Annotated in this window: 19 protein-coding genes and 1 tRNA gene; 12 read left to right on the top strand and 8 right to left on the bottom strand. The window is 72.3% G+C overall.

The genetic code is table 11. The features are described 5' to 3' along the window. Positions 1-17 precede the first annotated feature (17 nt). Complete coding sequence (locus LXM90_RS15870; protein ID WP_012318471.1) at positions 18-962, bottom strand: ribose-phosphate pyrophosphokinase; 945 nt, start codon at positions 960-962, stop codon at positions 18-20. Between the two features lie 215 nt (positions 963-1177). Then, positions 1178-1414: a DUF4170 domain-containing protein gene (locus LXM90_RS15865; RefSeq protein WP_020095575.1), complete on the bottom strand. Its 237-nt coding sequence runs from the start codon at positions 1412-1414 to the stop codon at positions 1178-1180. 197 nt (positions 1415-1611) lie between these two features. On the opposite strand from LXM90_RS15865, the gene LXM90_RS15860 reads away from it, so the two are divergent. Next, on the top strand, positions 1612-2007 hold the full coding sequence (locus LXM90_RS15860) for a hypothetical protein (RefSeq protein WP_020095574.1): 396 nt from the start codon (positions 1612-1614) through the stop codon (positions 2005-2007). Between the two features lie 22 nt (positions 2008-2029). Here the strand turns inward: LXM90_RS15860 and LXM90_RS15855 are convergent, their stop codons facing one another. Continuing rightward, positions 2030-2290: a hypothetical protein gene (locus tag LXM90_RS15855; protein WP_020095573.1), complete on the bottom strand. Its 261-nt coding sequence runs from the start codon at positions 2288-2290 to the stop codon at positions 2030-2032. Between the two features lie 210 nt (positions 2291-2500). Beyond that, positions 2501-2593: transfer RNA gene (locus LXM90_RS15850), tRNA-Sec, on the bottom strand. A 131-nt stretch (positions 2594-2724) separates the two neighbouring features. On the opposite strand from LXM90_RS15850, the gene LXM90_RS15845 reads away from it, so the two are divergent. The 8 genes from LXM90_RS15845 to LXM90_RS15810 all read left to right on the top strand — a co-directional run bounded on the left by LXM90_RS15845 (position 2725) and on the right by LXM90_RS15810 (position 13386). Further along, positions 2725-5190, top strand: a complete 2466-nt coding sequence (locus tag LXM90_RS15845) for a sensor histidine kinase NtrY-like (protein WP_020095572.1) — start codon at positions 2725-2727, stop codon at positions 5188-5190. Further along, entirely contained in the window at positions 5187-6551 is a 1365-nt protein-coding gene (locus tag LXM90_RS15840) for a sigma-54-dependent transcriptional regulator (protein ID WP_020095571.1), read from the top strand. The genes LXM90_RS15845 and LXM90_RS15840 overlap by 4 nt, the downstream gene beginning before the upstream one ends. Positions 6552-6747: 196 nt before the next feature. After that, positions 6748-6999, top strand: a complete 252-nt coding sequence (gene hfq / locus LXM90_RS15835) for an RNA chaperone Hfq (RefSeq protein ID WP_007563033.1) — start codon at positions 6748-6750, stop codon at positions 6997-6999. A 248-nt stretch (positions 7000-7247) separates the two neighbouring features. Continuing rightward, entirely contained in the window at positions 7248-8660 is a 1413-nt protein-coding gene (hflX, locus tag LXM90_RS15830) for a GTPase HflX (RefSeq protein WP_020095570.1), read from the top strand. Continuing rightward, positions 8660-9985 carry an adenylate/guanylate cyclase domain-containing protein gene (locus LXM90_RS15825; RefSeq protein WP_020095569.1) on the top strand — a complete coding sequence of 442 codons (1326 nt, stop codon included), beginning with the start codon at positions 8660-8662 and terminating at the stop codon, positions 9983-9985. The genes hflX and LXM90_RS15825 overlap by 1 nt, the downstream gene beginning before the upstream one ends. 157 nt (positions 9986-10142) lie before the next feature. Continuing rightward, complete coding sequence (locus LXM90_RS15820) at positions 10143-11117, top strand: putative selenate ABC transporter substrate-binding protein (protein ID WP_234080779.1); 975 nt, start codon at positions 10143-10145, stop codon at positions 11115-11117. A 5-nt stretch (positions 11118-11122) separates the two neighbouring features. Further along, positions 11123-11827: an ATP-binding cassette domain-containing protein gene (locus tag LXM90_RS15815; protein ID WP_234080778.1), complete on the top strand. Its 705-nt coding sequence runs from the start codon at positions 11123-11125 to the stop codon at positions 11825-11827. After that, positions 11827-13386 (top strand): PhnE/PtxC family ABC transporter permease, encoded by a 1560-nt coding sequence (locus LXM90_RS15810; RefSeq protein WP_234080777.1) that lies wholly within the window; start codon positions 11827-11829, stop codon positions 13384-13386. The genes LXM90_RS15815 and LXM90_RS15810 overlap by 1 nt, the downstream gene beginning before the upstream one ends. Positions 13387-13540: 154 nt before the next feature. Here LXM90_RS15810 and LXM90_RS15805 read toward each other — a convergent pair whose 3' ends face one another. Further along, entirely contained in the window at positions 13541-15787 is a 2247-nt protein-coding gene (locus LXM90_RS15805; protein WP_234080776.1) for a TonB-dependent siderophore receptor, read from the bottom strand. A gap of 229 nt (positions 15788-16016) precedes the next feature. Next, on the bottom strand, positions 16017-17354 hold the full coding sequence (locus LXM90_RS15800) for an alpha/beta hydrolase (protein WP_234080775.1): 1338 nt from the start codon (positions 17352-17354) through the stop codon (positions 16017-16019). A 285-nt stretch (positions 17355-17639) separates the two neighbouring features. Here LXM90_RS15800 and LXM90_RS15795 point away from each other — a divergent pair, with 285 nt between their 5' ends. Beyond that, on the top strand, positions 17640-17825 hold the full coding sequence (locus LXM90_RS15795; protein ID WP_056524620.1) for a hypothetical protein: 186 nt from the start codon (positions 17640-17642) through the stop codon (positions 17823-17825). Positions 17826-17868: 43 nt separating this feature from the next. On the opposite strand, the gene LXM90_RS15790 is transcribed toward LXM90_RS15795, so the two are convergent. Continuing rightward, entirely contained in the window at positions 17869-19506 is a 1638-nt protein-coding gene (locus tag LXM90_RS15790; protein ID WP_056524616.1) for an acyl-CoA synthetase, read from the bottom strand. A gap of 106 nt (positions 19507-19612) precedes the next feature. Then, complete coding sequence (locus LXM90_RS15785) at positions 19613-20173, bottom strand: PAS domain-containing protein (RefSeq protein WP_020095561.1); 561 nt, start codon at positions 20171-20173, stop codon at positions 19613-19615. Between the two features lie 372 nt (positions 20174-20545). On the opposite strand from LXM90_RS15785, the gene LXM90_RS15780 reads away from it, so the two are divergent. Continuing rightward, complete coding sequence (locus LXM90_RS15780; RefSeq protein WP_012318487.1) at positions 20546-21193, top strand: ParA family protein; 648 nt, start codon at positions 20546-20548, stop codon at positions 21191-21193. Further along, positions 21177-21500, top strand: coding sequence for a ribbon-helix-helix domain-containing protein (locus tag LXM90_RS15775; RefSeq protein WP_234080774.1), 324 nt, complete (start codon positions 21177-21179; stop codon positions 21498-21500). The genes LXM90_RS15780 and LXM90_RS15775 overlap by 17 nt, the downstream gene beginning before the upstream one ends. Positions 21501-21954 lie beyond the last annotated feature (454 nt).

Genomic DNA, 21954 nt, shown 5'->3' with positions numbered 1-21954 from the left:
TCGGCCGGACGGCGCCGTCAGTCGAACAGGCTGGAGACGCTGGATTCGGTCGCGGTCCGGCCGATCGCCTCGCCGAGCAGCGGCGCGATCGTCGCCACCCGGATGTTGCGGGCGAGCTTGACGGCCTGCGTCGGCTGGATCGAGTCGGTGATCACCAGCTCCTTCATCCGCGAGGCGGCGATGCGCGAGACCGCGCCGCCCGACAGCACGCCGTGCGTGATGTAGGCCGAGACGTCCTTGGCGCCGGCGTTGAGCAGGGCCTCGGCGGCGTTGACCAGGGTGCCGCCCGAATCGACGATGTCGTCCACGAGGATGCAGGAGCGGCCCTCGACCTCGCCGATGATGTTCATCACCTCGGACTCGCCGGGGCGCTCGCGGCGCTTGTCGACGATGGCGAGCGGGCAGTCGATCCGCTTGGCGATGGCGCGCGCCCGGACCACGCCGCCGACGTCCGGCGAGACCACCATCCGGTCGGCGCTCGGCAGCCGCTCCTTGATGTCGCGTACCATCACGGGGGCGGCGAACAAGTTGTCAGTGGGGATGTCGAAGAAGCCCTGGATCTGGCCGGCGTGGAGGTCGAGGGTCAGGACGCGGTCGGCGCCGGCCTCCGTGATCAGGTTCGCCACCAGCTTGGCCGAGATCGGGGTGCGGCCGGAGGTGCGCCGGTCCTGCCGCGCGTAGCCGAAATACGGGATCACCGCCGTGATGCGCCGGGCCGAAGACCGGCGCGCGGCGTCGATCATGATCAGCAGCTCCATCAGGTGGTCGTTCGCCGGGAACGAGGTCGACTGGACGATGAACACGTCCTCGCCGCGCACGTTCTCCTGGAGCTCGACGAAGATCTCCATGTCGGCGAAGCGCCGGACCATGCACTTGGCGAGCGGCAATTCGAGATAGGCCGCGATCGCCTCGGCCAGGGGCCGGCTGGCATTCCCGGCGATGATCTTGATCGAGGATTTCATGGGCGGCCGCTCGCTCGCGGCCGGACCTCCCGCCGCTCTTGTTCAGACCGGTCTCCCGAGGAGCCGGAACGATCCGATGACGGGCGAGGCTCTTAGCAGCGGGCCGGAAGTGTCACAATGCCTTCACGGCCGCGCTCTTACCCCGCTCTCACCGCGGACGCGCGCGGCGGACCCGGCCCCGGACCCGGGTTCGGATCCCCGCGCGCCCGGTCCCCTCAGGGGGCCGGCGGCTCCAGCAGCCGGTGCAGGTGCACCACGAAGTAGCGCGTCTGCGCGCTGTCGACGGTGGCCTGGGCCTTGGCCCGCCACGCGGCCTGGGCGGTGGCGTAGTCCGGGAAGATGCCGACGATGTCGAGGTTCTTGATGTCCCGGAACCGGACCCCGTCGAGATCCTGCAATTCACCGCCGAACACCAAGTGCAGTCTCTGGTCGCTGTCGATTTCCGTCGTCATGGCCCGTCCTCCGTTCCTGCGCGGCGCTCGCAAATGGCGGGCCCGCGGTCAAGCCTGAACATCCGCAGGCGAGCCCCGAATCCGCCGCAGGTCTGCGGCGGCCGGGCGAGGGGGCCGGGCGAGGGGGCCGGCCGGGGGGCTGAGCGTAGCGGCGCGGTGGATGCGCAACACCGGACGCGCCGTGCTACGAGCGGCCCATGACACGCCGCCTCCTCCCCGACGCCGTCCTCGTCGCGCTGGCCCTCGGCCTCGGCGCGGCGCAGGTCCAGGCCCAGCAGGCGCCCCGCGCGCCCCGCCCCGACAGGAGCGTCCCGGACCGGCGGGCCGGGCCGCCGGTGATCGGCTGCCCGTCGCTGGCCAATTACCGCATGCTGATGCGCGACGGTGCGGCGGCGGCCGCGGCGCACTTGGCCGACCCCAAGGCGGACCATCTCGGCTGCGCGGCGCTGGCGCGCACGGACCTCGCCGGCATCGTCGACAAGGTGACGCTGGGCGGCGCGAGCTACGACTGCGCCGCCGTGCGCGGCACCACGGCCTGCCACTGGATCGCGCCCGGGACGATTCCCGAAGGCCCCGCACCGGCCAAGCGCTGACGGTCGGCCGCGCGGCCCGCGCTCAGCGCAGGTGGCCGCTGGCGCGCAGGTCCCGCTCGACGGCGTCGTGGAGGGCCTGGAGGGGATTGTCGTTGATGGCGGCGGGCGGGTGCAGCGGCGCCATCGGGGCGGGCCGCGCGTCGAGCCCCGGCAGGATCGTGGCCTCGGCGCCCGGCCGACGCGGGGGAAGTCCCGCGGGAAGTCGCACGGGCCGGCGCACCGCGAGGGTTCGCAGCGCCTCGCGGGCGCCGGGCGGGAGGAGCGTGACGAGTCTGTCCAGCATGGCCGGCCTCAGCGCGCGCGGCCGGCCGCGGCCGGCGGGAACGGGACGGTGGCGGCGGATCGGTTCTTCACGCGGGCACCCGTGCGGGATCGATCGCGGGAAACGAGCCGGCACCCCCACAGTTCCGATGAAGCAGTATCGCGAATTTAATCGCACGTGTCGCCTGAATATCGGCGAACACTGGTTCATCGGTTTCGATTGTCTGAAGCGTGGCGGAAGCGGATGGGAATCGAACCCACCGTACGCTGTTGGCGTACCGCTGGTTTTGAAGACCAGGAGGGCCACCAGACCCCGTTCGCCTCCGCGACCGGGGGTACGGGCGGGGCGGGGCGGGGTCAAGGCCGGCCGCGTGCGGCGGATCGCGCCGCCGATCCGCCGCCCGGACGCCTGGATTCGTATTAATTCCGCCACACTGTTGTGGCCCTGCACCAGTCATGCCGTTCCTGAGACGCTCACGGACAGAGGAAGGCCCCGCGTCGGTCCCCGAGAGGGGTGCCGACGGGGCGGGCCAGGACGCGGTCCAGCAGGACGCTGTCCAGCCGGCCGCGGATCAGCGGGACGCGGATCAGCGGGACGCGGGCACGCCCGCGGGCCCCGAGGCGTCCCAGCCGTCCGGCACGCCCCTGGCGGAATCGCTGCGGCCGGGCCCGCGCGGTCCCGGCTGGATCGGCGCCGCCATGGTGATCACCGCCCTGGTCTCGGCGCTCGCGACCTTCCTGATCCTGGCCGGGGTGATCCGGGTGACGCCGACGCCGGCCTACGGCGTGACGCTGCTGGCCATCAACGCCGCCCTGGTGCTCGGCCTCGCGGTCATCATCGCCTGGGAGGCGCGGGTCTTCCTGCACGCCCGCAAGGCCAACGCCGCGGTGGCGCGCCTGCACACCCGCATCGTCGGCCTGTTCTCGCTGATCGCGATCCTGCCGACGATCCTGCTCGCCGTGGTCGCCTCGGTGACGATCGACCGGGGCCTGTCGCTCGGCTTCACCGACCGGGTCCGGGACGTGGTGCTGAAATCCGTGGAGGTGGCCGACGCCTACCAGGAGAACCAGTGCCAGAGCCTCGCCCGCGAGATCCGCATCCTCGCCGACGACCTCACCCGGGCCCGGCCGAACTTCGACGTGAACCGGGACTGGTTCCAGACCTTCCTGACCACCCGGGCGACCAATCTCGGCCTGCCGGTGGCGCAGATCATGCGCGGCCCCACCGAGGTGGTGGCCCGGGCCAAGATCGACGTCCTGAAGACGAACCGCCTGCCCTCGGCGGCGGCCTTCGAGGACGCGGCGAACTCCGCCGATCCGATCTGCCTCCTGCCCACCGAGGGCCGGGTCTTCGCCGCGCTGCTGCGCATGCCGGCCTACGACGACGCCGTGCTGATGGTGCAGCGGGAGGTGAGCCAGCTCGCCATCGAGTTCCCCGGCGTGTCCCGGGCGGCGGCGGCCGAGTACCTCACCTACGATTCGCTGCGCCGCTCGATCCAGATCACCTTCGCGTCGGTGTTCCTGCTGATCGCGCTGATCGCGCTGCTCTCGGCCGTCTGGTTCGGCATGAACTTCGCCAACCGGTTCGTGGCGCCGATCCGGCGGCTGATCAACGCCGCCGACCAGGTGGCGTCGGGCAATTTCTACGCCCAGGTGCCGACCAAGAAGACCAGCGGCGACCTCGCCCACCTGGGCGAGAGCTTCAACAAGATGACCCAGGAGCTGCGCCGCCAGCACGCCGGCCTGATCGCCGCGAGCGACCTGATCGACACCCGCCGCCGCTTCACCGAGGCCGTGCTGTCGGGGGTCTCGCCCGGGGTGATCGGTCTCGACGCGGCGGGCTTCGTCACCATCGCCAACCCCGCCGCCGAGCGGATGCTCGACCTCGCGAGCGACGCCCTGGTCGGCGAGCCGCTGGCCCGCGCGGTGCCGGAGCTCGCGCCGGTGCTGGCCGAGAGCGAGGCGCGCCCGCGCAGCCTGCAGCAGCAGCAGGTCCAGCTCACCCGGTCCCGGGGCGAGCGCACCATCACGGTGCGGGTCACGAGCGAGCAGGCGCAGGGGGCGTCCCGCGGCTCGGTGGTGACGCTCGACGACATCACCGACCTCGTCCAGGCGCAGCGCAGCTCCGCCTGGGGCGACGTGGCGCGCCGCATCGCCCACGAGATCAAGAACCCGCTGACCCCGATCCAGCTCTCCGCCGAGCGGATCCGCCGCAAGTACGGGAAGGTCATCACCGCCGACAAGGAGGTGTTCGACCAGTGCACCGCCACGATCGTGCGCCAGGTGGACGAGATCAAGCGCATGGTCGACGAGTTCTCGGCCTTCGCGCGGATGCCGAAGCCCGCCATCGCGCCGAACGACCTCACCGAGATCGCCAAGCAGAACCTGTTCATGATGCGGGTCGCGCACCCGGACATCGACTTCGCGTTCTCGGCCCAGGGCGGCGCGGGCAGTGCGGAGAAGATCGTGGCGGCCTTCGACATCCGGCTGCTCAGCCAGGTGATCACCAACATCCTCAAGAACGCCGTCGAGGCGGTGGCCGAGGTGCCGGAGGCCGAGCTCGGCAAGGGCAAGATCAGCCTGAACCTCGCCGTCGAGGACGGGTTCGCGGTGATCGCCGTCACCGACAACGGCAAGGGATTCCCGGCCGAGGGGCGCCAGCGCCTGCTCGAGCCCTACATGACCACCCGCGAGGGTGGAACCGGGCTGGGGCTTGCTATCGTCAGCAAGGTGCTCGAGGAGCACGGCGGCGGGATCGAGCTGAACGACAATCCCGCCGGCCGCGGCGGCCAGGTCCGGATGCGGGTCCCGCGCGAGCACGGGCCCGAGCCGGCGGCGGCGGCCCCCGAGACCAGTCCCGTCACGACAGAGGAGAAGGGCGCCGCGCCGACGGCCCCCCGGATCGCGGAGATGCACGCATGAGCGCCGATATCCTGATCGTCGACGACGAGGCCGACATCCGCGACCTCGTCGCCGGGATCCTGGACGACGAGGGCCACCGCTGCCGCACGGCCGGCGGCTCGGACGAGGCGCTCGCCGCCATCGAGGCGCGCCGGCCGCACCTCGTCTTCCTCGACATCTGGCTGCAGGGCTCCCGGCTCGACGGCCTGCAGGTGCTCGACCTGATCAAGGCCGCGAACCCCGACCTGCCGGTGGTGATGATCTCGGGCCACGGCAACATCGAGACCGCGGTCTCGGCCATCAAGGCGGGCGCCTACGACTTCATCGAGAAGCCGTTCAAGGCCGACCGGCTGATCCTGGTGGCCGAGCGGGCGCTGGAGGCCTCCCGGCTCCGGCGCGAGGTCCGCGACCTGACGGCGCGCTCCGGCGCCACCAACCGCATCGTCGGCACGTCGCTCGCCATCAACCAGCTGCGCCAGACCCTCGACCGGGTGGCGCCGACGAACGCCCGGGTGATGATCACCGGGGCGCTGGGCGCCGGCAAGGAGCTCGCGGCGCGCAGCCTGCACAAGGCCTCGGCCCGCTCGAACGGCCCGTTCGTGCTCCTCAACGCGGCGGCGATCCTGCCCGAGACCATGGAGGCCGAGCTGTTCGGGGTCGAGGGCGAGAGCGGCCGGCGGGTCGGCGCCCTGGAGGAGGCCCACGGCGGCACCCTCTACCTCGACGAGGTCGCCGACATGCCGCGGGAGACCCAGAACCGGATCCTGCGCGTCCTCGTCGACCAGAACTTCCAGCGGGTCGGCGGCACGACGCGGGTCCACGTCGATGTCCGCATCATCTCCTCGTCCTCCCGGGACCTTCAGGAGGAGATCGCCGCCGGCCGCTTCCGCGAGGACCTGTTCCACCGCCTGTCGGTGGTGCCGATCCGGGTCCCGGCCCTGTCGGAGCGCCGGGAGGACGTGCCCGAGCTGATCCAGTTCTTCATGGACAACATCTCGTCCCAGACCGGCCTGCCCAAGCGCCGGATCGCCGAGGACGCCATGGCGGTGCTGCAGTCGCACAACTGGCCGGGGAACGTGCGCCAGCTCAAGAACAACGTCGAGCGGCTGATGATCCTGACCCAGGCCGACCCGGAGCAGGAGGTCACCTCGGAGATGCTGCCCTCCGAGATCGGCGCCCTGGTGCCGACGACGCCGGGCGGCGCGGGCGGCGAGAAGCTGATGAGCCTCGCGCTCCGGGAGGCCCGCGAGATCTTCGAGCGCGAGTACCTCGTGGCGCAGATCGCGCGGTTCTCGGGCAACATCTCGCGCACCGCCGAGTTCATCGGCATGGAGCGCTCGGCCCTGCACCGCAAGTTGAAGTCCCTCGGCATCGGCCCGTGAGGCCGCGGCGCCGGGGCGCGCGTTGAGGGCGGGGCCGATCCGTCACGGATCGGCTGGAACGGGGGTTGCTTGCACCCACGCTTTCACGTCGTCATGGTGTTGGTATACACGGCCCTGGACCGGATGATCGGACGATCCGGCCCGCGGCATACTCCTCCCGGACCGAGCGAGCCGGGACAACAAGAAGGCCAAGAAGATGGCGGGCGAACGCGCACAGAACCTTCAGGACACCTTTCTCAACCATGTCCGCAAGAACAAGATTCCGCTGACCATCTTCCTCGTCAACGGCGTCAAGCTGCAGGGCGTGGTGACGTGGTTCGACAATTTCTGCGTGCTGCTGCGCCGGGACGGGCACTCGCAGCTGGTCTACAAGCACGCGATCTCCACGATCATGCCGGGCCACCCGGTGCAGCTGTTCGAGCCGGACGAGACCGCCGAGAAGGCGTGAGGGCCGGCGGCCCCGGCGCCTAGCGGGCCGGAAGCCGGGGATCGGGCGGGTCGGAGGCCCGATGCGCCGCGCGGGCGACGCCGCGCGACCGGCGCGGCCGCGGCGGGGGAGGGCGGATACCCCGCCCGCCGACGGATATCTGTGCCCGTTCGCGGCCGGCATCTTGGCCCGGCCCGCCCGCATCCCCATTCTGACACTCCGACCTCTCCAACGAAGCCGTCGCCCGGGGCGGCGGCGCCGAAGGCCGTATGACCGAAACGCTGACGTCCGGCGAAGCCCGCCTCCAGGCGCAGGCCGCCCCCGAGGGCGAGATCGCCGCGGCGACCCACACCCTGGTGATCGGCCCCTACCTCGCCCGCGGCGCGGCGGGGGCCGGCCCCGGACCGGCCGCGCCGTCGCGCTCCGTGGAGGCCCGCCTCGACGAGGCGACCGGGCTCGCCGCCGCGATCGAGCTCGACGTGGTCGAGAGCCTCGCCGTCAGCCTGCCGCGGATCCGGCCCTCCACCTATCTCGGCAAGGGCCGGGTCGAGGAGATCGCCGGCCTGATCCGCGCCCGCGAGATCGGCCTCGTCGTGATGGACTGCGCCCTGTCGCCGGTGCAGCAGCGCAACCTCGAGAAGGCCTGGGGCGCCAAGGTCATCGACCGCACCGGCCTGATCCTGGAGATCTTCGGGCGCCGCGCCTCCACGCGCGAGGGCACGCTGCAGGTCGAGCACGCCCACCTCGCCTACCAGAAGTCCCGCCTCGTCCGCTCCTGGACCCACCTGGAGCGCCAGCGCGGCGGCTTCGGCTTCCTAGGTGGCCCCGGCGAGACCCAGATCGAGGCCGACCGGCGCATGATCCAGGAGCGCATGACCCGGATCGAGCGCGACCTCGACGCGGTGGTGCGCACCCGCGGCCTGCACCGGCAGAGCCGGGCCCGGGTGCCGTACCCGATCGTCGCGCTCGTCGGCTACACGAACGCCGGGAAGTCGAGCCTGTTCAACGCCCTGACCCGGGCCGAGGTCACCGCCAAGGACATGCTGTTCGCGACCCTCGACCCCACCGCCCGGGCGACCAAGCTGCCCCACGGCGAGACCGTGATCCTGTCGGACACGGTGGGCTTCATCTCCGACCTGCCGACGCCCCTGATCGCGGCCTTCCGGGCGACGCTCGAGGACGCCATCGAGGCCGACGTGCTGCTCCACGTGCGCGACGTCGCCCACGTCGATTCCGAGGCCCAGGCCGAGGATGTCGGCGAGGTCCTGCGCGAGCTCGGCATCGAGACCAGCACCGACCGGATCATCGAGGTCTGGAACAAGGCCGACCTGCTCGACGACGACGAGCGCGCGCGGCTCCTGAACCTCAGCGGCCAGGCCAGGGCCCGCAACGACCGCGACAGCGCCGCGCCGGTCCTGGTCTCGGCGGTGACCGGGGAGGGGCTCGCCGCGCTGTCGGCCCGGATCGAGGCGCGGATCGGGCGCAACCGCGCGAGCTTCGCGGTGGCGCTGCCGCCGGAGGACGGGGCGGCGCTGAACTGGCTCTACGAGAACGCCGAGATCCTCGACCGCCGGTCGGAGGCCGACGGCACTCTGCATCTCGCGATCCGGATCGCCCCCGAGAAGGAGCCGCGCTTCCTCAACCGCTTCGCGGCGGCCCGGCGCCTCGGCCGGGGCGGTTGATGGCCTCGGGCAGCGCCGGCAACCCGACGCTCTCCGCGCTGCGGCCCGCGCGGGCTCCTGCCGAGGGCCGGGCGGATCCCGGATCGGACGACGAGGCGGTTTTGCGGACCATGCAGGCCGGCGGCGGCCTGCGCCTGCTCGGCCTCCGGGTGGTGATCGTGCTGGTGCTGCTGATGGCGGCCCAGGCCTATGACGGCTCTCTGCACGCCCTGAGCCACTGGTTCATCCTCGGCCTGTACGGCCTCGGCACGATCTGGTTCGGGCTGCGGGAGCGGGGCGGCGGCCCCGCGGCCACCGTCTACAGCTGGGCCGGCACCGGCCTCAATGCCGGGCTCGCCGTCTACGTGATCATCGAGCACATGCTGGCCGGGGGCGGGGCGGGGCTCGGCGCCGACGCGGTGAGCCGCCTGCCCGCCTTCCTGCTCCTGCTCCAGACCGGCCTGAGCATGCGGGTGGCGCAGACCCTGCTATTCTGCGGGCTCGTCACCGTCTGCTGGAGCGCGGCCTTCCTGGTCGGCCTGATCCATCCGGACCTGTTCCCGAACGCCGACACCTTCCCGACCGCGCAGCTCACCGGGCTCGCCACCTTCATGGCGGCGGGCCTCCTGGTGGTCGACGGCATGGTCCGCCTGCGCGCCGCGGTGGTGCGGGCCCTGCGCATGGAGCACGAGCGGACCCAGCTCGCCCGCTTCGTGCCCGACACGGTCGCCCTCGACCTCGCCGCCGACGACGGCGATTCCGGCCTCGGCATCCACCGGCGCCACGCCTGCCTGATGATCCTCGACATCCGCGGCTTCTCGCGGCTCTCCCGCGAGCACCCGCCCGAGGCCATGGTGACGGCCCTGCTGGGGGTCCGGGCGGCGGCCCAGGCGGCGGTGGCGGAGCAGGGCGGCCTCGTCGACAAGTATATCGGCGACGCGGTGCTGGTGCAGTTCGTCGTCGGCCATCCCGACGTCCAGGCGCGCGCGGCGCTCGCCTGCGCCCTGTCGATCCGCGACCGGATCGCCGCGCTCAACGCGGCCCGCGCCCGGGAGAATCTGTTCCCCCTGCGGGTCGTGGTCGCCCTGCACGCGGGCGACCTGCTGGTCGGGGTCTTCGACGACGGCGTGCGGGCCGAGTACACGGTGCTGGGCCCGGCGATGAACGCCCTGGCGCGGATCGAGACCCAGGCCAAGGCGGCCGAGATCGAGATCGCCGCGTCGGGAGACTTCCTGGACCTGCTCGGCGGCGTGCTCCCGGCCGGGATCCGGGCCGTGCCGGTGCCGGACGCCGCCCTGCCGGAGCACCTCACCCTGTCGGCGATCGCGGTGGCGCCCGGCGCCTGAGACGGATTCCCGGGGGGATCCCGGCGGCGTCTCGGCGGTCTCCCGGCGCCGCAGGGCGCCGGGATCGCGAGGATCGAGGCTGGCGCGCGCGGCGTCTTCTGCTACGCCCGCCGTGTTGCGAGCCCACCGTGCGTGGGCGTGGTGCCACGAGGACGCGATGCAGGGATCGACGCTGGGATCGAAGCCGGGCTCCAAGCCGGGCTCCAAGCCGGGATCGAGGTCGGGATCGAAGCCGGGACCGGGCTGGCTGGGGCGGCTCGCCCTGGGCGTCCTGGCGGCCCTGGCCGCCGCCGGGCCGGCGCGGGCGCAGGAGAAGCCGGCCGCGAAGGCGCTCCCGCCCCTCGTCTTCACCGGCATCCCCGACCAGGACGAGAGCCGGCTGGTCGAGCGCTTCGGCAAGGTCGCCGCCTATCTGGAGGCCGAGCTCGGCGTGCCGGTGCGCTACATCCCGGTGAAGAGCTACCCGGCGGCGGTCACCGCCTTCACCAACGGGCAGGTGCAGCTCGCGTGGTTCGGCGGCTTCACCGGCGTCCAGGCGCGCAAGGCCGTGCCGGGCTCCCAGGCGATCGCGCAGGGCGCCGAGGACGCGGCGTTCAAGACCTATCTCATCGCCAACGCCGCCACCGGGCTGAAGCCGGAGAAGGATTTCCCGAAGGCCGTCGCGGGCAGGACCTTCACGTTCGGCGCCCGCGCCTCGACCTCCGGGCGGCTGATGCCCGAGTACTTCGTCCGGCAGGCCTTCCCGGGGAAGACCCCGGAGCAGGTCTTCGCCCGGGTCGGCTTCTCGGGCGACCACACCCGGACGATCCAGCTGGTCCAGTCCGGCGCCTTCGCGGTCGGCGCCGTCGACTACTCGGTCTGGGACCTCGACTCGAAGGCCGGCAAGGTCGACCCGAAGGCCGTCTCGGTGATCTGGGAGAGCCCAACCTTCCCCGATTACCAGTGGACCGTGCGGGGCGACGTGGAGCAGACCTACGGCGCCGGCTTCACCGACAGGCTGCGGGCCGCGCTGACAGGCATCGCCGACCCGGCGATCCTGGAGCCGTTCGGGCGCTCGAAGTTCATCCCCGTGACCAACGCGGCCTACGAGCCCCTCGTCGAGGTCGGACGCTCCACCGGCCTCCTGGACTGACGCGCGTGTCGCGCGGCGCGGCAGCCGGCGAGGAGTCGGGCGCGGGGTCCGGCGCGGCCATCGTCCTGGCGAACGCCTCCGCGGCCCATGACGGGCGCCCGGTTCTGTCGGGCCTCGACCTGACCGTGCGGGCGGGCGAGCGGGTCGCGCTCATGGGGCGCTCGGGGGCCGGCAAGTCGACCCTGATCGGCCTGATCCACGGGCAGGCCCCCGGGCGGGTGGCCCTGGTGCCCCAGGCGGCCGCCCTGGTGCGGCCGCTCTCGGTATTCCACAACGTCTACATGGGCCGCCTCGACCGGCGCTCGACCCTGCACAACCTGCGGACCCTGGTCCGGCCGGCGCGGGCCGACGTCGCCGCCGTGGCGGCGGTCCTCGACCGGGTCGGGCTCGCGGACCGGCTCTGGGACCGGGCCGGGGAACTCTCCGGTGGCCAGCAGCAGCGCGTCTCGGTGGCCCGCGCCCTCTACAACGGACGGCCGATCCTGGTGGCGGACGAGCCGGTCTCGGCGCTGGACCGCCAGCAGGGCGGCCGGGTCCTCGCCGAGCTGGCCCGCGGGCACGAGACCCTGATCCTGGCGCTCCACGACGTGGCCCTGGCCCTCGCCCACACCGACCGGATCGTGGTGCTGGAGGCCGGCCGGATCGTCCTCGACGCGCCGTCGGCCGGCCTCGATCCGGCGCGGCTCAGCCCGTTCTACGAGGCCGCCTGATGGGCGCTCTCGCCGGCAAGGCCGGGTTCCTGCCGCGGCCGGGCTACGCGGCGGTGAGCCGCTGGTTCCTGGCGGCGGCGCTCGCCGGCCTGCTGGTCGCCGACCTGCAGGTCACGACCCTCCATCCCTTCGCCGACCTCGCCCGGCTGCTGGGCGGCCTGATCCGGCCCGATTTTCTCGCGGTCGAGGGCTGGAGCGTCCTCTACACCGTGGCCTTCGCGATGCTCGGCGTCGGGCTCGGGGCCGGGACGGGGCTGCTGCTCGCCGTCCCCTTCGCCCGCTCGCGCGCCGTCCGGCTCGCCTGCGCGGGCCTGCGCGCCGTCCACGAGCTGTTCTGGGCGCTGCTGCTGATGCAGGTCTTCGGCCTGTCGGCGACCACCGGCGTCCTCGCCATCGCGCTGCCCTACGCGGGCATCTGCGCCAAGGTCTACGCCGAGTTGATCGAGGAGGCCGACCTCGCGGCGCTCCGCGTCCTGCCCGCGGGCACCGGCGCGGTCTCAGCCTTCCTGTACGCGCGCCTGCCCGAAGTGGCCGGACGGATGCGCGACTACACCCTCTATCGCCTCGAATGCGGCCTGCGCTCCAGCCTCGTGCTGGGCTTCATCGGCCTGCCGACCATGGGCTTCGCCTTCGAATCCGCCTTCCGCCAGGGCCGCTACGCCGAGGCCGGGGCGCTGCTCCTGATCTTCTACGCGCTGATCGGCACGCGCCGGCTCTGGGTGCGCGCCCGGACCCTGCCGTTCCTCCTCGTCGGCGCCGTGCTGGCGCTGCCGCCGACCGTCGGCAGCGCGGCGATCGGCCCGAGCCTCGCCCGCTTCCTCGGCCACGACGTCGTGCCGGCGCCGCTCCGGGGCGCGCCGCTCGCCGAGCCCGAGACCTGGGCGCGGCTCTGGTCGTGGCTGCGCCCGATCCTGACCGAGCAGGTCCTGCCCGGGACCGCCCAGACCCTGATCCTGGCACAGATCGCCCTGGCCGCCACCGCCCTCGGGGCCCTCGTCCTGTTCCCGCTGACCGCGCGGCGCTTCGCCGGGCCGATCGGGCGGCCGCTGGGGCGGGCGCTCCTCGTGGTGGTGCGCTCCACGCCGGAATACATGCTGGCCTACGTCGCCCTGCAGCTGCTCGGCCCCTCGATGCTGCCGGCGATCCTGGCGCTGGCCCTGCACAATGCCGGCATCGTCGCCTACCTGATGGGCCGCCACGCCGACGCGATCCCCTACCGGGTGGACGCGCCGCGGGGCCTCGACCTCTACGCCTACGAGACCGTGCCGCGGCTCTACGGGCAGTTCCTGGCCTACCTGCTCTACCGCTGGGAGCTGATCCTGCGGGAGAGCGCGATCTTCGGCATCCTGGGGGTCACGACCTTGGGCTTCTATGTCGACGCCGCGATCTCGGAATTGCGCCTCGACGTGGCCCTGGTGCTGATCGCCGCCACCGCGCTGGTGACGATGGCGGTCGACGCGTTCTCGCGGGCGCTCCGCCGGTCCCTGCGGATCGACACCCTGCCGACCCGGCTCTCCGGGCCGCAGCCGATCACCGGGGCGGAGGCTGCGGACGGCTGATCGGAGCGCCGCCGTCGTTGCGAGCGGAGCGAAGCAATCCAGCAGCGCCACGCCCGCCGATGGCGCGCTTCCCTGGATCGCCTCGCTGCGCTCGCGATGACGGGGCTGGTCACCATGCTGCGGGCGGCCGCTAACAAGAACCTCCCGGACCGCCTCACCACTTGTAGCTGACCTTCGCCAGCACCCGCCGGGCGTCGCCGTAGAAGCACGACACGTTCGACTGGCAGGAGGCGACGTAGCGCCGGTCGGCGAGGTTCGAGGCGTTCACCTGGAAGCGCCAGTTCTCGTAATCGTAGTGCACCTGCGCGTCGAACAGCACGTAGTCGGGCACCCGCAGGGTGTTGGCCACGTCCGCGAAGGAGCTGCCGACGTAGCGCACGCCGCCGCCGAAGCCGAAGCCGCGCCACGGCCCGAGCGGGATGGTGTAGTCGGCGAACAGCGAGGCCAGGGTCTGGGGGATGTTGACCGGCGTCTTGCCGACCCGCACCGGATCAGCATCCCGCTCGGTGGTGAAGTCGAACTTGGTGAAGGACGCCACGAGGTTGAGGCCGTCGGCGACGTTGGCGACGAGCTGCGCCTCGAAGCCGGTGGAGCGCACCGCGCCGACCTGCGTCTGGAAGATCGTGTTCACCGGGTTGGGGGTGAGCACGTTGCTGCGGTGGATGTCGAAGCCCGCCAGCGTCAGGAAGTAGCCCTGGCCGGGCGGCTCGAACTTGACGCCGCCCTCGACCTGATCGCCGGTATCGGGCCTGAAGGTGCGGTTGTTGATGTCCACGCCGATCTGGGGCTGGAACGAGGTCGCGTACATGATGTAGGGCGCGAGGCCGAAGTCGAAGTTGTAGATCGCCGCCGCCCGGTAGGTGAAGGCGCTGTCGTTGCGGCCGTTGGTGTTGGCGGGCGTCAGGCGGTCGTAGACGGTGTTCTGGACGAAGTCCTGGCGGCCGCCGAGGATCAGGGTCAGCTCCGGCGTGAGCTTGATCTGGTCCTGGAAGTAGAGGCCGACCTGCTGGAACGAGTTGGCGTTGATCAGGTAGGGCGAGGCCGAGACCGCCTGCGGGCCGTAAGCGGGCGCGAGGATGTTGAGGTCGGGGCCGGGGAAGCCCGAGGCCTGGTTGTCGTGGATCTGGAAGTTCCGGTACTCCACGCCCATCAGGAAGTCGTGACGGAAGAAGCCGTCGAAGAACTTGGCCTCGGCCTGCGTGTCGACGTCGAGCTGCGCGATCTTGGCGGAATCCCGGAACAAGTAGCGGCCGAGCTGGGTCTGGAGCGGGTCGGTGTAGCCGAGCTGGCCGATATAGGAGTTCTGGAAGCTCTGCGTGTAGCCGTAGCGGGCGTTCTGGCGCACCGCCCAGGTGTCGTCGAAGACGTGCTCGAACTCGTAGCCGATGAAGGCCTGGTCGCGCCGGAAGGTGTTGAAGCCGGCATCGCCCACGTTGAGCGAGCGCGGGATGCGCAGGCCGAGCACGGTCGGCCGGGCCGTGCCGTAATAGGGCAGGAAGTTCGCCGTCACGGCCGTGTTGTCGTGCTGGAAGCTCGACAGGACCGTGAACTTGGTCGACCCGTCCGGCTTATAGGTGAAGGCCGGGGCGATGTAGTAGCTGTCGTCCGGCGCGCCCTGGACCTGCGTGCCGCCGTTGCGGGCGTAGCCGGTCAGGCGGCCGAACCAGTGGCCCTCGGCGTCGGCCGGGCCGCCGACGTCGAAGGCGGCGTAGCGCTGGTCGAAGGAGCCGCCGCCGACCTCGACGAGCCCGAACGGGGTCTCGGTCGGGCGCTTGCTGATCTGGTTGATCAGGCCGCCGGGATTGCCGGCGCCGAACAGCACCGCGGAGGGGCCGCGCAGCACCTCGATGCGCTCCAGCCCGAACGTGTTCACGCGGCTGTAGGCGAAGCCGTAGTTCAGGAGCTGCAGGCCGTTGAGGTAGAGGCCGTAATCGCTGACCACGAAGCCGCGGAGCTGGAAGAAGTCGAGGCGCGTGTCGGCGCCGAAGGTGCCCGCGTAGGTGCCGGCGACGTACTGGGTCGCCTGGGTGAGGGTCTGGGCGTTCTGGGTGTCGAGCTGCTTGCGGCCCACGACGCTGATCGATTGCGGCGTCTCGATCAGCGGGGTGTTGGTCTTGGTCGCGGTCGCCGAGCGCCGGGCCACGTAGCCGTCGATCGGGCCGGTCGGGCTCTCCGCGCCGCGCACGGGCGCGCCGGCGGGGCCCCCGGAGGCCGGGCCGCCGCCCTGGCCGGTGACGCTCAGCTCCTCGAGCTGCACGCTGCCGCCGGCGGTCGGGCCGGCGCCGCCGCGGCGCGGCGCGTCCTGGGCGAGGCTCGGCGCGGCCTGCGCCAGCACGGCGAGCGAGGCCCCGGCGAGCAGGGCGCGCAGGGTGATGCCGGGGAGGGGGTGGACGGCTCTCATGGTCTCTTGCCGGATGCGACGCTGCGGGCAGCCGACCGCGCGCGCCGGGACCCACCCCGGCGTCTCGGCCGCGCTGTTTAGAATTGTGATAAAGTACTGTAAAACTTGATCTTTCTCCATCCGGACTACGGGCAGCCGGACGCGGCCGCAAGCGGCCTTCACGCGGAAGGCGACGCCTGTTGCCGTAGCGACACGTATCGGTGGTGCGGCGGGGGGCGGTCCCGCGGGGCTACTTCACCCGGTCCGCGAGCCAGCCGGCCAGGACGTCCGCGACGGCGTTGCTGTTCGTCTCCAGCATCATCATGTGGCCGTTGCCGTGGAGGCCGCGGTCGGCCAGCCGGACCACGTCCGGCCTGGCGCCGGCCTGGGTCAGGAACGCGACGGTGCAGTCGTCGTAGGTCGCGTGGAAGGAGGCCTCCGCGGTCACCACCACGGCCGGCACCTTGGCGAGGTTCGGCAGGGACCGGACGGGCTCGCCCTGCAGCCAGCAGCGGATCCGCCCGTCCGCGGCCCTGTCGGACTTGGATTCGGACCCCTTGGCCGCCTGCGCCACCGTCAGGTCCTCGGGCGCCCGGACCGGCGGGTCGAAAGTCAGCGGCATGCGGGTCAGCCCGTAGGCGCGGGCGCGCCCGTCGCCGGTCTTCTCCCAGAACTCCTTGCCGCCGCGGAACTGCACGTCGAAGAAGGGCGGGCCGTTCGGCTCGACGGCGACATGGGCCTTCACGAGGTCCGGCCGCGCGTCCGAGGCCGCCCAGCCGAACAGGGCCGCCTGACCGTGGGTGAGCAGGATCGCCGGCCCGATCCTGTCCAGCAGCGCCACCAGGGCCGGGTCGACCCATTCCTCGGTCTGCTGGCTGTTGGCGAGGAACGGGACCTGGCTGGCGAAGAACTGGTCGAAGGCGGCGTTGCCCTGCACGCCGGCCCCGCCCGGCCAGCGGGTGTGGAGCTTGGCCTGCGGGTAGAGGTCGTAGACCTCGGGCGCCGTGTGGGTGCGCTCCAGGCTGCGGGTGCCGAGCCGGTCGTAGGGACCGTAGACCTCCGGGTTGGTGCCCGAGCGCCCGCGCCCGACCTGATCGACCACGTAGACCTGGTAGCCCTTCTCGACGAAGCGCTGCACCCAGCCCGGGCGGCCGTCCGCGGTCGCGAGGTAGTTCACGCCGGTCTGGGCGAGGCCGTGGACCATCACCACCGGGTAGGGCTGCGTGACCCGGGCCGGGGTGCGTGACTGCACGAACATCTGGCCGACCATCACGGTCTTGTCGCCGAGCTTCTGGTAGCGGCCGCCGATGTAGAAGTAGCCGGCGCGGGTCACCGGCTCGGCCAGGCCCGGCTCCGCCGCCTGCGGCGGCGCTCCCGGCGCTCCCGGCGCGGGCGCGGCGCTCCGGGGCGGGGCGTTCGGAGGCGTGGCGGGCTGGGGCGCGGGCTGGGCCGGGACGGGCCCCTGCGCCCGGGCGGGGCCGGGAACCAGCCCGGCCCCCAGCCCGGCGGCCAGGATCAGCCCCTGAACGGCGAGCAGCGCCGCGCGGGTGCCGTTCGCGATGCCGCCCGCGATGCCGCTGCCGGCCATGCCGTCTCTCCCGGATGCGCGCCGCTCCGCGCCGGCGCTTATTGCGGGAAACGCAACGTTCCACCAGCCAGGAAAGCTGCACGGTCCCGCGCGATCATCCCCGGCCGGACGAAGCGTCGCGGCGACCGGGATCGCGGCCGAGCCCGGCCCTCCGCGCATGCCAGGCGCGACCGCGGCGGCGCTGGCGCGGCGCGGGCGGCGCGCCCACTTTGGGGAGGCACCGGCGCCACAGCGGCGCCCCCCGCCCGGATCGCCCGCGGCGGGGCGAAGCCAAGGACTCCCGCCGTGGATCCCGAAACCGCCAAGACCCTGGTCTCCGCCGCCCTGGTCGCGTCGATCACCCTGTTCAGCCTCGTGTCGCTCCAGGCGTTCGTCGCCCAGATCCTGGCCGACCTCCGCGACGCCGGGTCCGCCCCGAAGCCCGTGCCGGTGCCGGTGCGCGTCGACCGCCGGGATCCGCCGCAGGCCTGACCGGCCCGCCGCTCCGATCGACGGGTGCCGGGCCGGGCGCGGATCAGGCCCCGTCCTGCCGGGCCCGCTCGCGCAGGATGAACTTCTGCACCTTGCCGGTGGAGGTCTTCGGCAGCTCGCCGAAGACCACGTGGCGGGGGAGCTTGTAGGAGGCCAGCCGCCCCCGGCACCACTGGATCAGCTCGTCGGCCGTGGGGGTCGCGCCGGCTTTGAGCTCGACGAAGGCGCAGGGCGTCTCGCCCCACTTCGCGTCGGGCTTGGCCACCACCGCGGCCGCGGCGACCGCCGGGTGCTTGAACAGGGCGTCCTCGACCTCGATCGACGAGATGTTCTCGCCGCCCGAGATGATGATGTCCTTCGAGCGGTCCTTGAGCTGCACGTAGCCGTCCGGGTGCTTCACCCCGAGGTCGCCGGTGCGGAACCAGCCGCCCTTGAAGGCGGCCTGCGTGGCCGCCGGGTTCTTGAGGTAGCCGCGCATCACCACGTTGCCGCGCATCATCACCTCGCCGATCGTCGCCCCGTCGGCGGGCACCGGCTCCAGCGTCTCCGGGTCGCGCACGTCGAGGGCCTCGAGCACCGGGTAGCGCACGCCCTGGCGGGCCTTCCGGGCCGCCCGCTGGTCGGCCGCCAGCGCGTCCCAGTCGGCGTGCCAGGCGTTGACCACCGCCGGGCCGTAGCTCTCGGTCAGGCCGTACAGGTGGGTCACGTCGAACCCGGCCTCCGACATGCCGGCTAGCACCGCCTCCGGCGGCGGGGCCGCGGCGGTGAAGAAGGCGACGCGCCGAGGCAGGTCGCGGCGCTCGGCATCGGGGGCGTTGATCAGCATCTGCATGACGATCGGCGCGCCGCAGAGATGCGTGACCCCGTGCTCGGCCATCAGCCGGTACATCGTCTCGGCCCGCACCTGCCGCAGGCAGACATGGGTCCCGGCCACGATCGACAGGGTCCAGGGGAAGCACCAGCCGTTGCAGTGGAACATCGGCAGGGTCCAGAGATAGACCGGGTGCTGGCCGAGCCCGCCCGTGATGACGTTGCCGAGGGCCAGCAGCGCCGCCCCGCGATGGTGGTAGACCACGCCCTTCGGGTCGCCGGTGGTGCCCGACGTGTAGTTCAGGGTGATCGCGTCCCACTCGTCGTCCGGCAGCCGCCAGTCGTGCTCCGGGTCGCCGCCGGCCAGGAAGGCCTCGTAGTCGGTCGCGCCCAGGCGGGCGCCCGGGCCGTCGTACTCGGGATCGTCGACGTCGATCACGAAGGGCTTGGGCTCCAGCCCCTCCAGGGCCCCGGCGGCCGTCCGGGAGAACTCGCGGTCGGTGATCAGCACCTTGGCCTCGCCGTGCTGCAGGCAGAAGCGGATCGCGTCGGCGTCGAGGCGGGTGTTGAGGGTGTTGAGCACCGCCCCGGTCATCGGCACGCCGTAGTGGCACTCGATCATCTCGGGGGTGTTGGCGAGCAGCGCCGCCACGGTGTCGCCGCGGCCGATCCCGCGCGCCGCCAGCGCCGAGGCGAGGCGGCGGGCCCGGGCGTAGACCTCCCGGTAGGGCCGCCGCAGGGGGCCGTGGACCACCGCGACGTGGTCGGGAAACACCCGCGCGGCCCGGTCCAGGTAGAGCAGGGGCGTCAGCGGCTGGTGGTTGGCCGGGACGCGGTCGAGGTCGCGGTCGTAGATCGTGTCGCGGGCCATCCCCGTCCTCCCGGCAAAGTGTTGCCGGGACAGTAGCTTGCCGGAACGGGCGCGATCAATCGGTCCGGCGGGGCTTCCGCGTCCCGTCGCGCTCTCAGTGGCGCGCTCAGTGGCGCGGCTCGTCCTCGGGTTCGGGCAGGAAGCGGGCGAGCTCGAAGCCGATCTCGATCATCAGGTGCTCGATCCGGTCGGTCAGCGACGGCCGGTGCAGGGCGCGGGCGAGGTCGCGCAGGGCGATGACGTGCTCGGCCATCCGGTTCACCACCCGCTCGCTCTGCACGAGGTTGGCGGCCTGCTCCTCGGTGCGGTCGATGGCGATGCCGCGCCCGCGGGTCGCCCCGCCGGCGGGGTCGCGCTCGATCCGGCCGCGCATCAGCAGCGTGCGGATCCCGGTGCGGGTGTCCTTCGTGCGGAACTCCGCCTCGACGGGACCGCCGGTCTCGGCCACCGCGTGGAGATAGCTCTCGATCCGGACGCGGTCCTCGGGATGGGTGCGGTCGAGGAAGGCCTCCAGGGACACGCCGGCGGCGGCCGCCTCGGGGTCCAGGCCGAGCAGATCCGCGAGCGGGGCCGAGAGCGCCAGCTGCCCCGCCCAGTAATCGTGGGCCCAGGTGCCCACGACGCCGGAGGCCTCCAGAATGGATTGCGGGATCGGGGCTTCGGACATGCCATTCCTCGATAGGGCGATCCTTGTCTTTAAACTTGAGGTTTTCACCCCCACCAAGCTCCTCGTCTCACCCGCGCTCACGCTACGGTATCCGGGCGTCGCTGGAAAGGCTGTTAACCCTCTATATGCCAAGAATCTTAACTTGAAGTTTAGACTGCTGTCCTGCTGCCGCACTGGGCGGGGATATCCGCGAGGGACCGTTGTCTTAACGGCTCGTTAACCATGTCGGCCCCAACCTGTGCCCCGACATCCTTGGGTCACAGGATCGCGGCACGCCGCGAATCCCATACCTGAGGTTGGCACAGACGGCGCGGCGACCGGCAGTTGCGGGCGCCCGGACGGATGCATGGGGCCTTCTGGAGGACGCCCGGGATGAAAGCGATCACCTTCGTCACGCAGAAGGGCGGCAGCGGCAAGAGCACGCTGTGCATCTCCCTGGCGGTGGCCGCCCGGGAGGCGGGCCACACGGTCTGCATCCTGGAGATGGACCGGCAGGCCACGATCTCCGACTGGCTGGACCACCGCACGGCCGACGGTCCCGAGGTGGCGCAGATCGACGCCACCCAGATCGACGCCGTGATGGAGCGCCTGCGCGACTCCGCCTACGACTACGTGTTCATCGACACGCCCGGCGTCGATTCCACCGGCACCCTCTCGGCGATCCGCGCCGCGGATCTGTGCATCATCCCGTGCCGGCCGACCCCCGCGGACCTGCGGGCGTTCAAGCCGACCCTGGCCGCCGTCTACCGGCTGGAGAAGAAGTTCGCCTTCGTGCTGAACCAGACCCCGCCGCGCTCCTACCGGGTCCGCGACGCCGCGGACGGGCTCGCGGTGCTCGGCATCCTGCCCGACGTGAACATCGTCGCCCGCACCGACCACCAGGACGCGATCGGCCTCGGCCAGGGCGTCACCGAGTTCAACCCCAAGGGCCAGGCCGCCGGCGAGGTCCGCCGCCTCTGGTCGTGGATCGAGCGCCGCACGCAGTCCCTGAGGACGGGCCAGCATGTCCAAGCCGCCTAAGCTCAGCCTCGCGGCGATCGTGGCCTCGGCGAGCCCGCCGGCCCGGCCCCAGGCGGCCCGGCCGCAGGGCGCCGAGATCGTGTCGCTCACCCTCGCGCCCCAGGCGCCGAAGCAGGCGGCCACGCTCAAGCAGCGCGCCCGCCAGATGTCGGTCTACCTGGAGCCGCCGGTCTACGACCAGCTGCGCGACCTCGCCTACGCCGAGCGGACCAAGATGCACGCGCTGATGCTGGAAGGCCTCGACCTGCTGTTCAAGCAGCGGGGCGCCCAGTCGATCGGGCAGCTCACCGACACGCAGTCCCGCTGAGGGCGAACTCGGCCTTCGGCCTATTACACCCGGGGCGGCGCGGCCGCTCCGGAGCGTGCCGCTGCTGCGCGCGGCGCCTTCCGGCCCTCCGGGACCGCGGCGCCGCGGAGGGCCGGCGCGGATCAAGCGCGGCCCGCGGCCTCCGCACCGGCTCGGTCCCGAGCCATCGCGATCCTGGCCCCGCTCCCACACGGAAAAGTGGAGCGCCGCGCCCGGGGGCGGTCGGACGGGCGCGCCAGTAAGAATTTGAAAAATCCGTTCCCGAACAAGATGTTGCCCGTCGATCCGCGCGCAATGCTCGAGAACCGACCGGCCGCGCGGCCTGCTTCCTGAACCGGGCCGCAGCCCATCGTTCAGGCTTCCTTTACGCGACCGCTACAAATCTGGGTGGACCGATCGCGGCCCCGTGCACGCGGCCGGCTCCGGTCCGGTCGGGCCCCGCTCACGCGTAGAG

Source organism: Methylobacterium oryzae (assembly GCF_021398735.1).
Taxonomy (GTDB): Bacteria; Pseudomonadota; Alphaproteobacteria; order Rhizobiales; family Beijerinckiaceae; genus Methylobacterium.
Note: the sequence above shows the minus strand (reverse complement) of the source record. Positions and strands in the feature narration are given on the sequence as shown.

Excerpts from the sequence above, each read along its gene's own strand:
- LXM90_RS15870 (WP_012318471.1), bottom strand. The coding sequence starts at position 962 with ATGAAATCCTCGATCAAGATCATCGCCGGGAATGCCAGCCGGCCCCTG.
- LXM90_RS15865 (WP_020095575.1), bottom strand. The coding sequence starts at position 1,414 with ATGACGACGGAAATCGACAGCGACCAGAGACTGCACTTGGTGTTCGGC.
- LXM90_RS15860 (WP_020095574.1), top strand. The coding sequence starts at position 1,612 with ATGACACGCCGCCTCCTCCCCGACGCCGTCCTCGTCGCGCTGGCCCTC.
- LXM90_RS15855 (WP_020095573.1), bottom strand. The coding sequence starts at position 2,290 with ATGCTGGACAGACTCGTCACGCTCCTCCCGCCCGGCGCCCGCGAGGCG.
- LXM90_RS15845 (WP_020095572.1), top strand. The coding sequence starts at position 2,725 with ATGCCGTTCCTGAGACGCTCACGGACAGAGGAAGGCCCCGCGTCGGTC.
- LXM90_RS15840 (WP_020095571.1), top strand. The coding sequence starts at position 5,187 with ATGAGCGCCGATATCCTGATCGTCGACGACGAGGCCGACATCCGCGAC.
- hfq (WP_007563033.1), top strand. The coding sequence starts at position 6,748 with ATGGCGGGCGAACGCGCACAGAACCTTCAGGACACCTTTCTCAACCAT.
- hflX (WP_020095570.1), top strand. The coding sequence starts at position 7,248 with ATGACCGAAACGCTGACGTCCGGCGAAGCCCGCCTCCAGGCGCAGGCC.
- LXM90_RS15825 (WP_020095569.1), top strand. The coding sequence starts at position 8,660 with ATGGCCTCGGGCAGCGCCGGCAACCCGACGCTCTCCGCGCTGCGGCCC.
- LXM90_RS15820 (WP_234080779.1), top strand. The coding sequence starts at position 10,143 with ATGCAGGGATCGACGCTGGGATCGAAGCCGGGCTCCAAGCCGGGCTCC.
- LXM90_RS15810 (WP_234080777.1), top strand. The coding sequence starts at position 11,827 with ATGGGCGCTCTCGCCGGCAAGGCCGGGTTCCTGCCGCGGCCGGGCTAC.
- LXM90_RS15805 (WP_234080776.1), bottom strand. The coding sequence starts at position 15,787 with ATGAGAGCCGTCCACCCCCTCCCCGGCATCACCCTGCGCGCCCTGCTC.
- LXM90_RS15800 (WP_234080775.1), bottom strand. The coding sequence starts at position 17,354 with ATGGCCGGCAGCGGCATCGCGGGCGGCATCGCGAACGGCACCCGCGCG.
- LXM90_RS15790 (WP_056524616.1), bottom strand. The coding sequence starts at position 19,506 with ATGGCCCGCGACACGATCTACGACCGCGACCTCGACCGCGTCCCGGCC.
- LXM90_RS15785 (WP_020095561.1), bottom strand. The coding sequence starts at position 20,173 with ATGTCCGAAGCCCCGATCCCGCAATCCATTCTGGAGGCCTCCGGCGTC.
- LXM90_RS15780 (WP_012318487.1), top strand. The coding sequence starts at position 20,546 with ATGAAAGCGATCACCTTCGTCACGCAGAAGGGCGGCAGCGGCAAGAGC.
- LXM90_RS15775 (WP_234080774.1), top strand. The coding sequence starts at position 21,177 with ATGTCCAAGCCGCCTAAGCTCAGCCTCGCGGCGATCGTGGCCTCGGCG.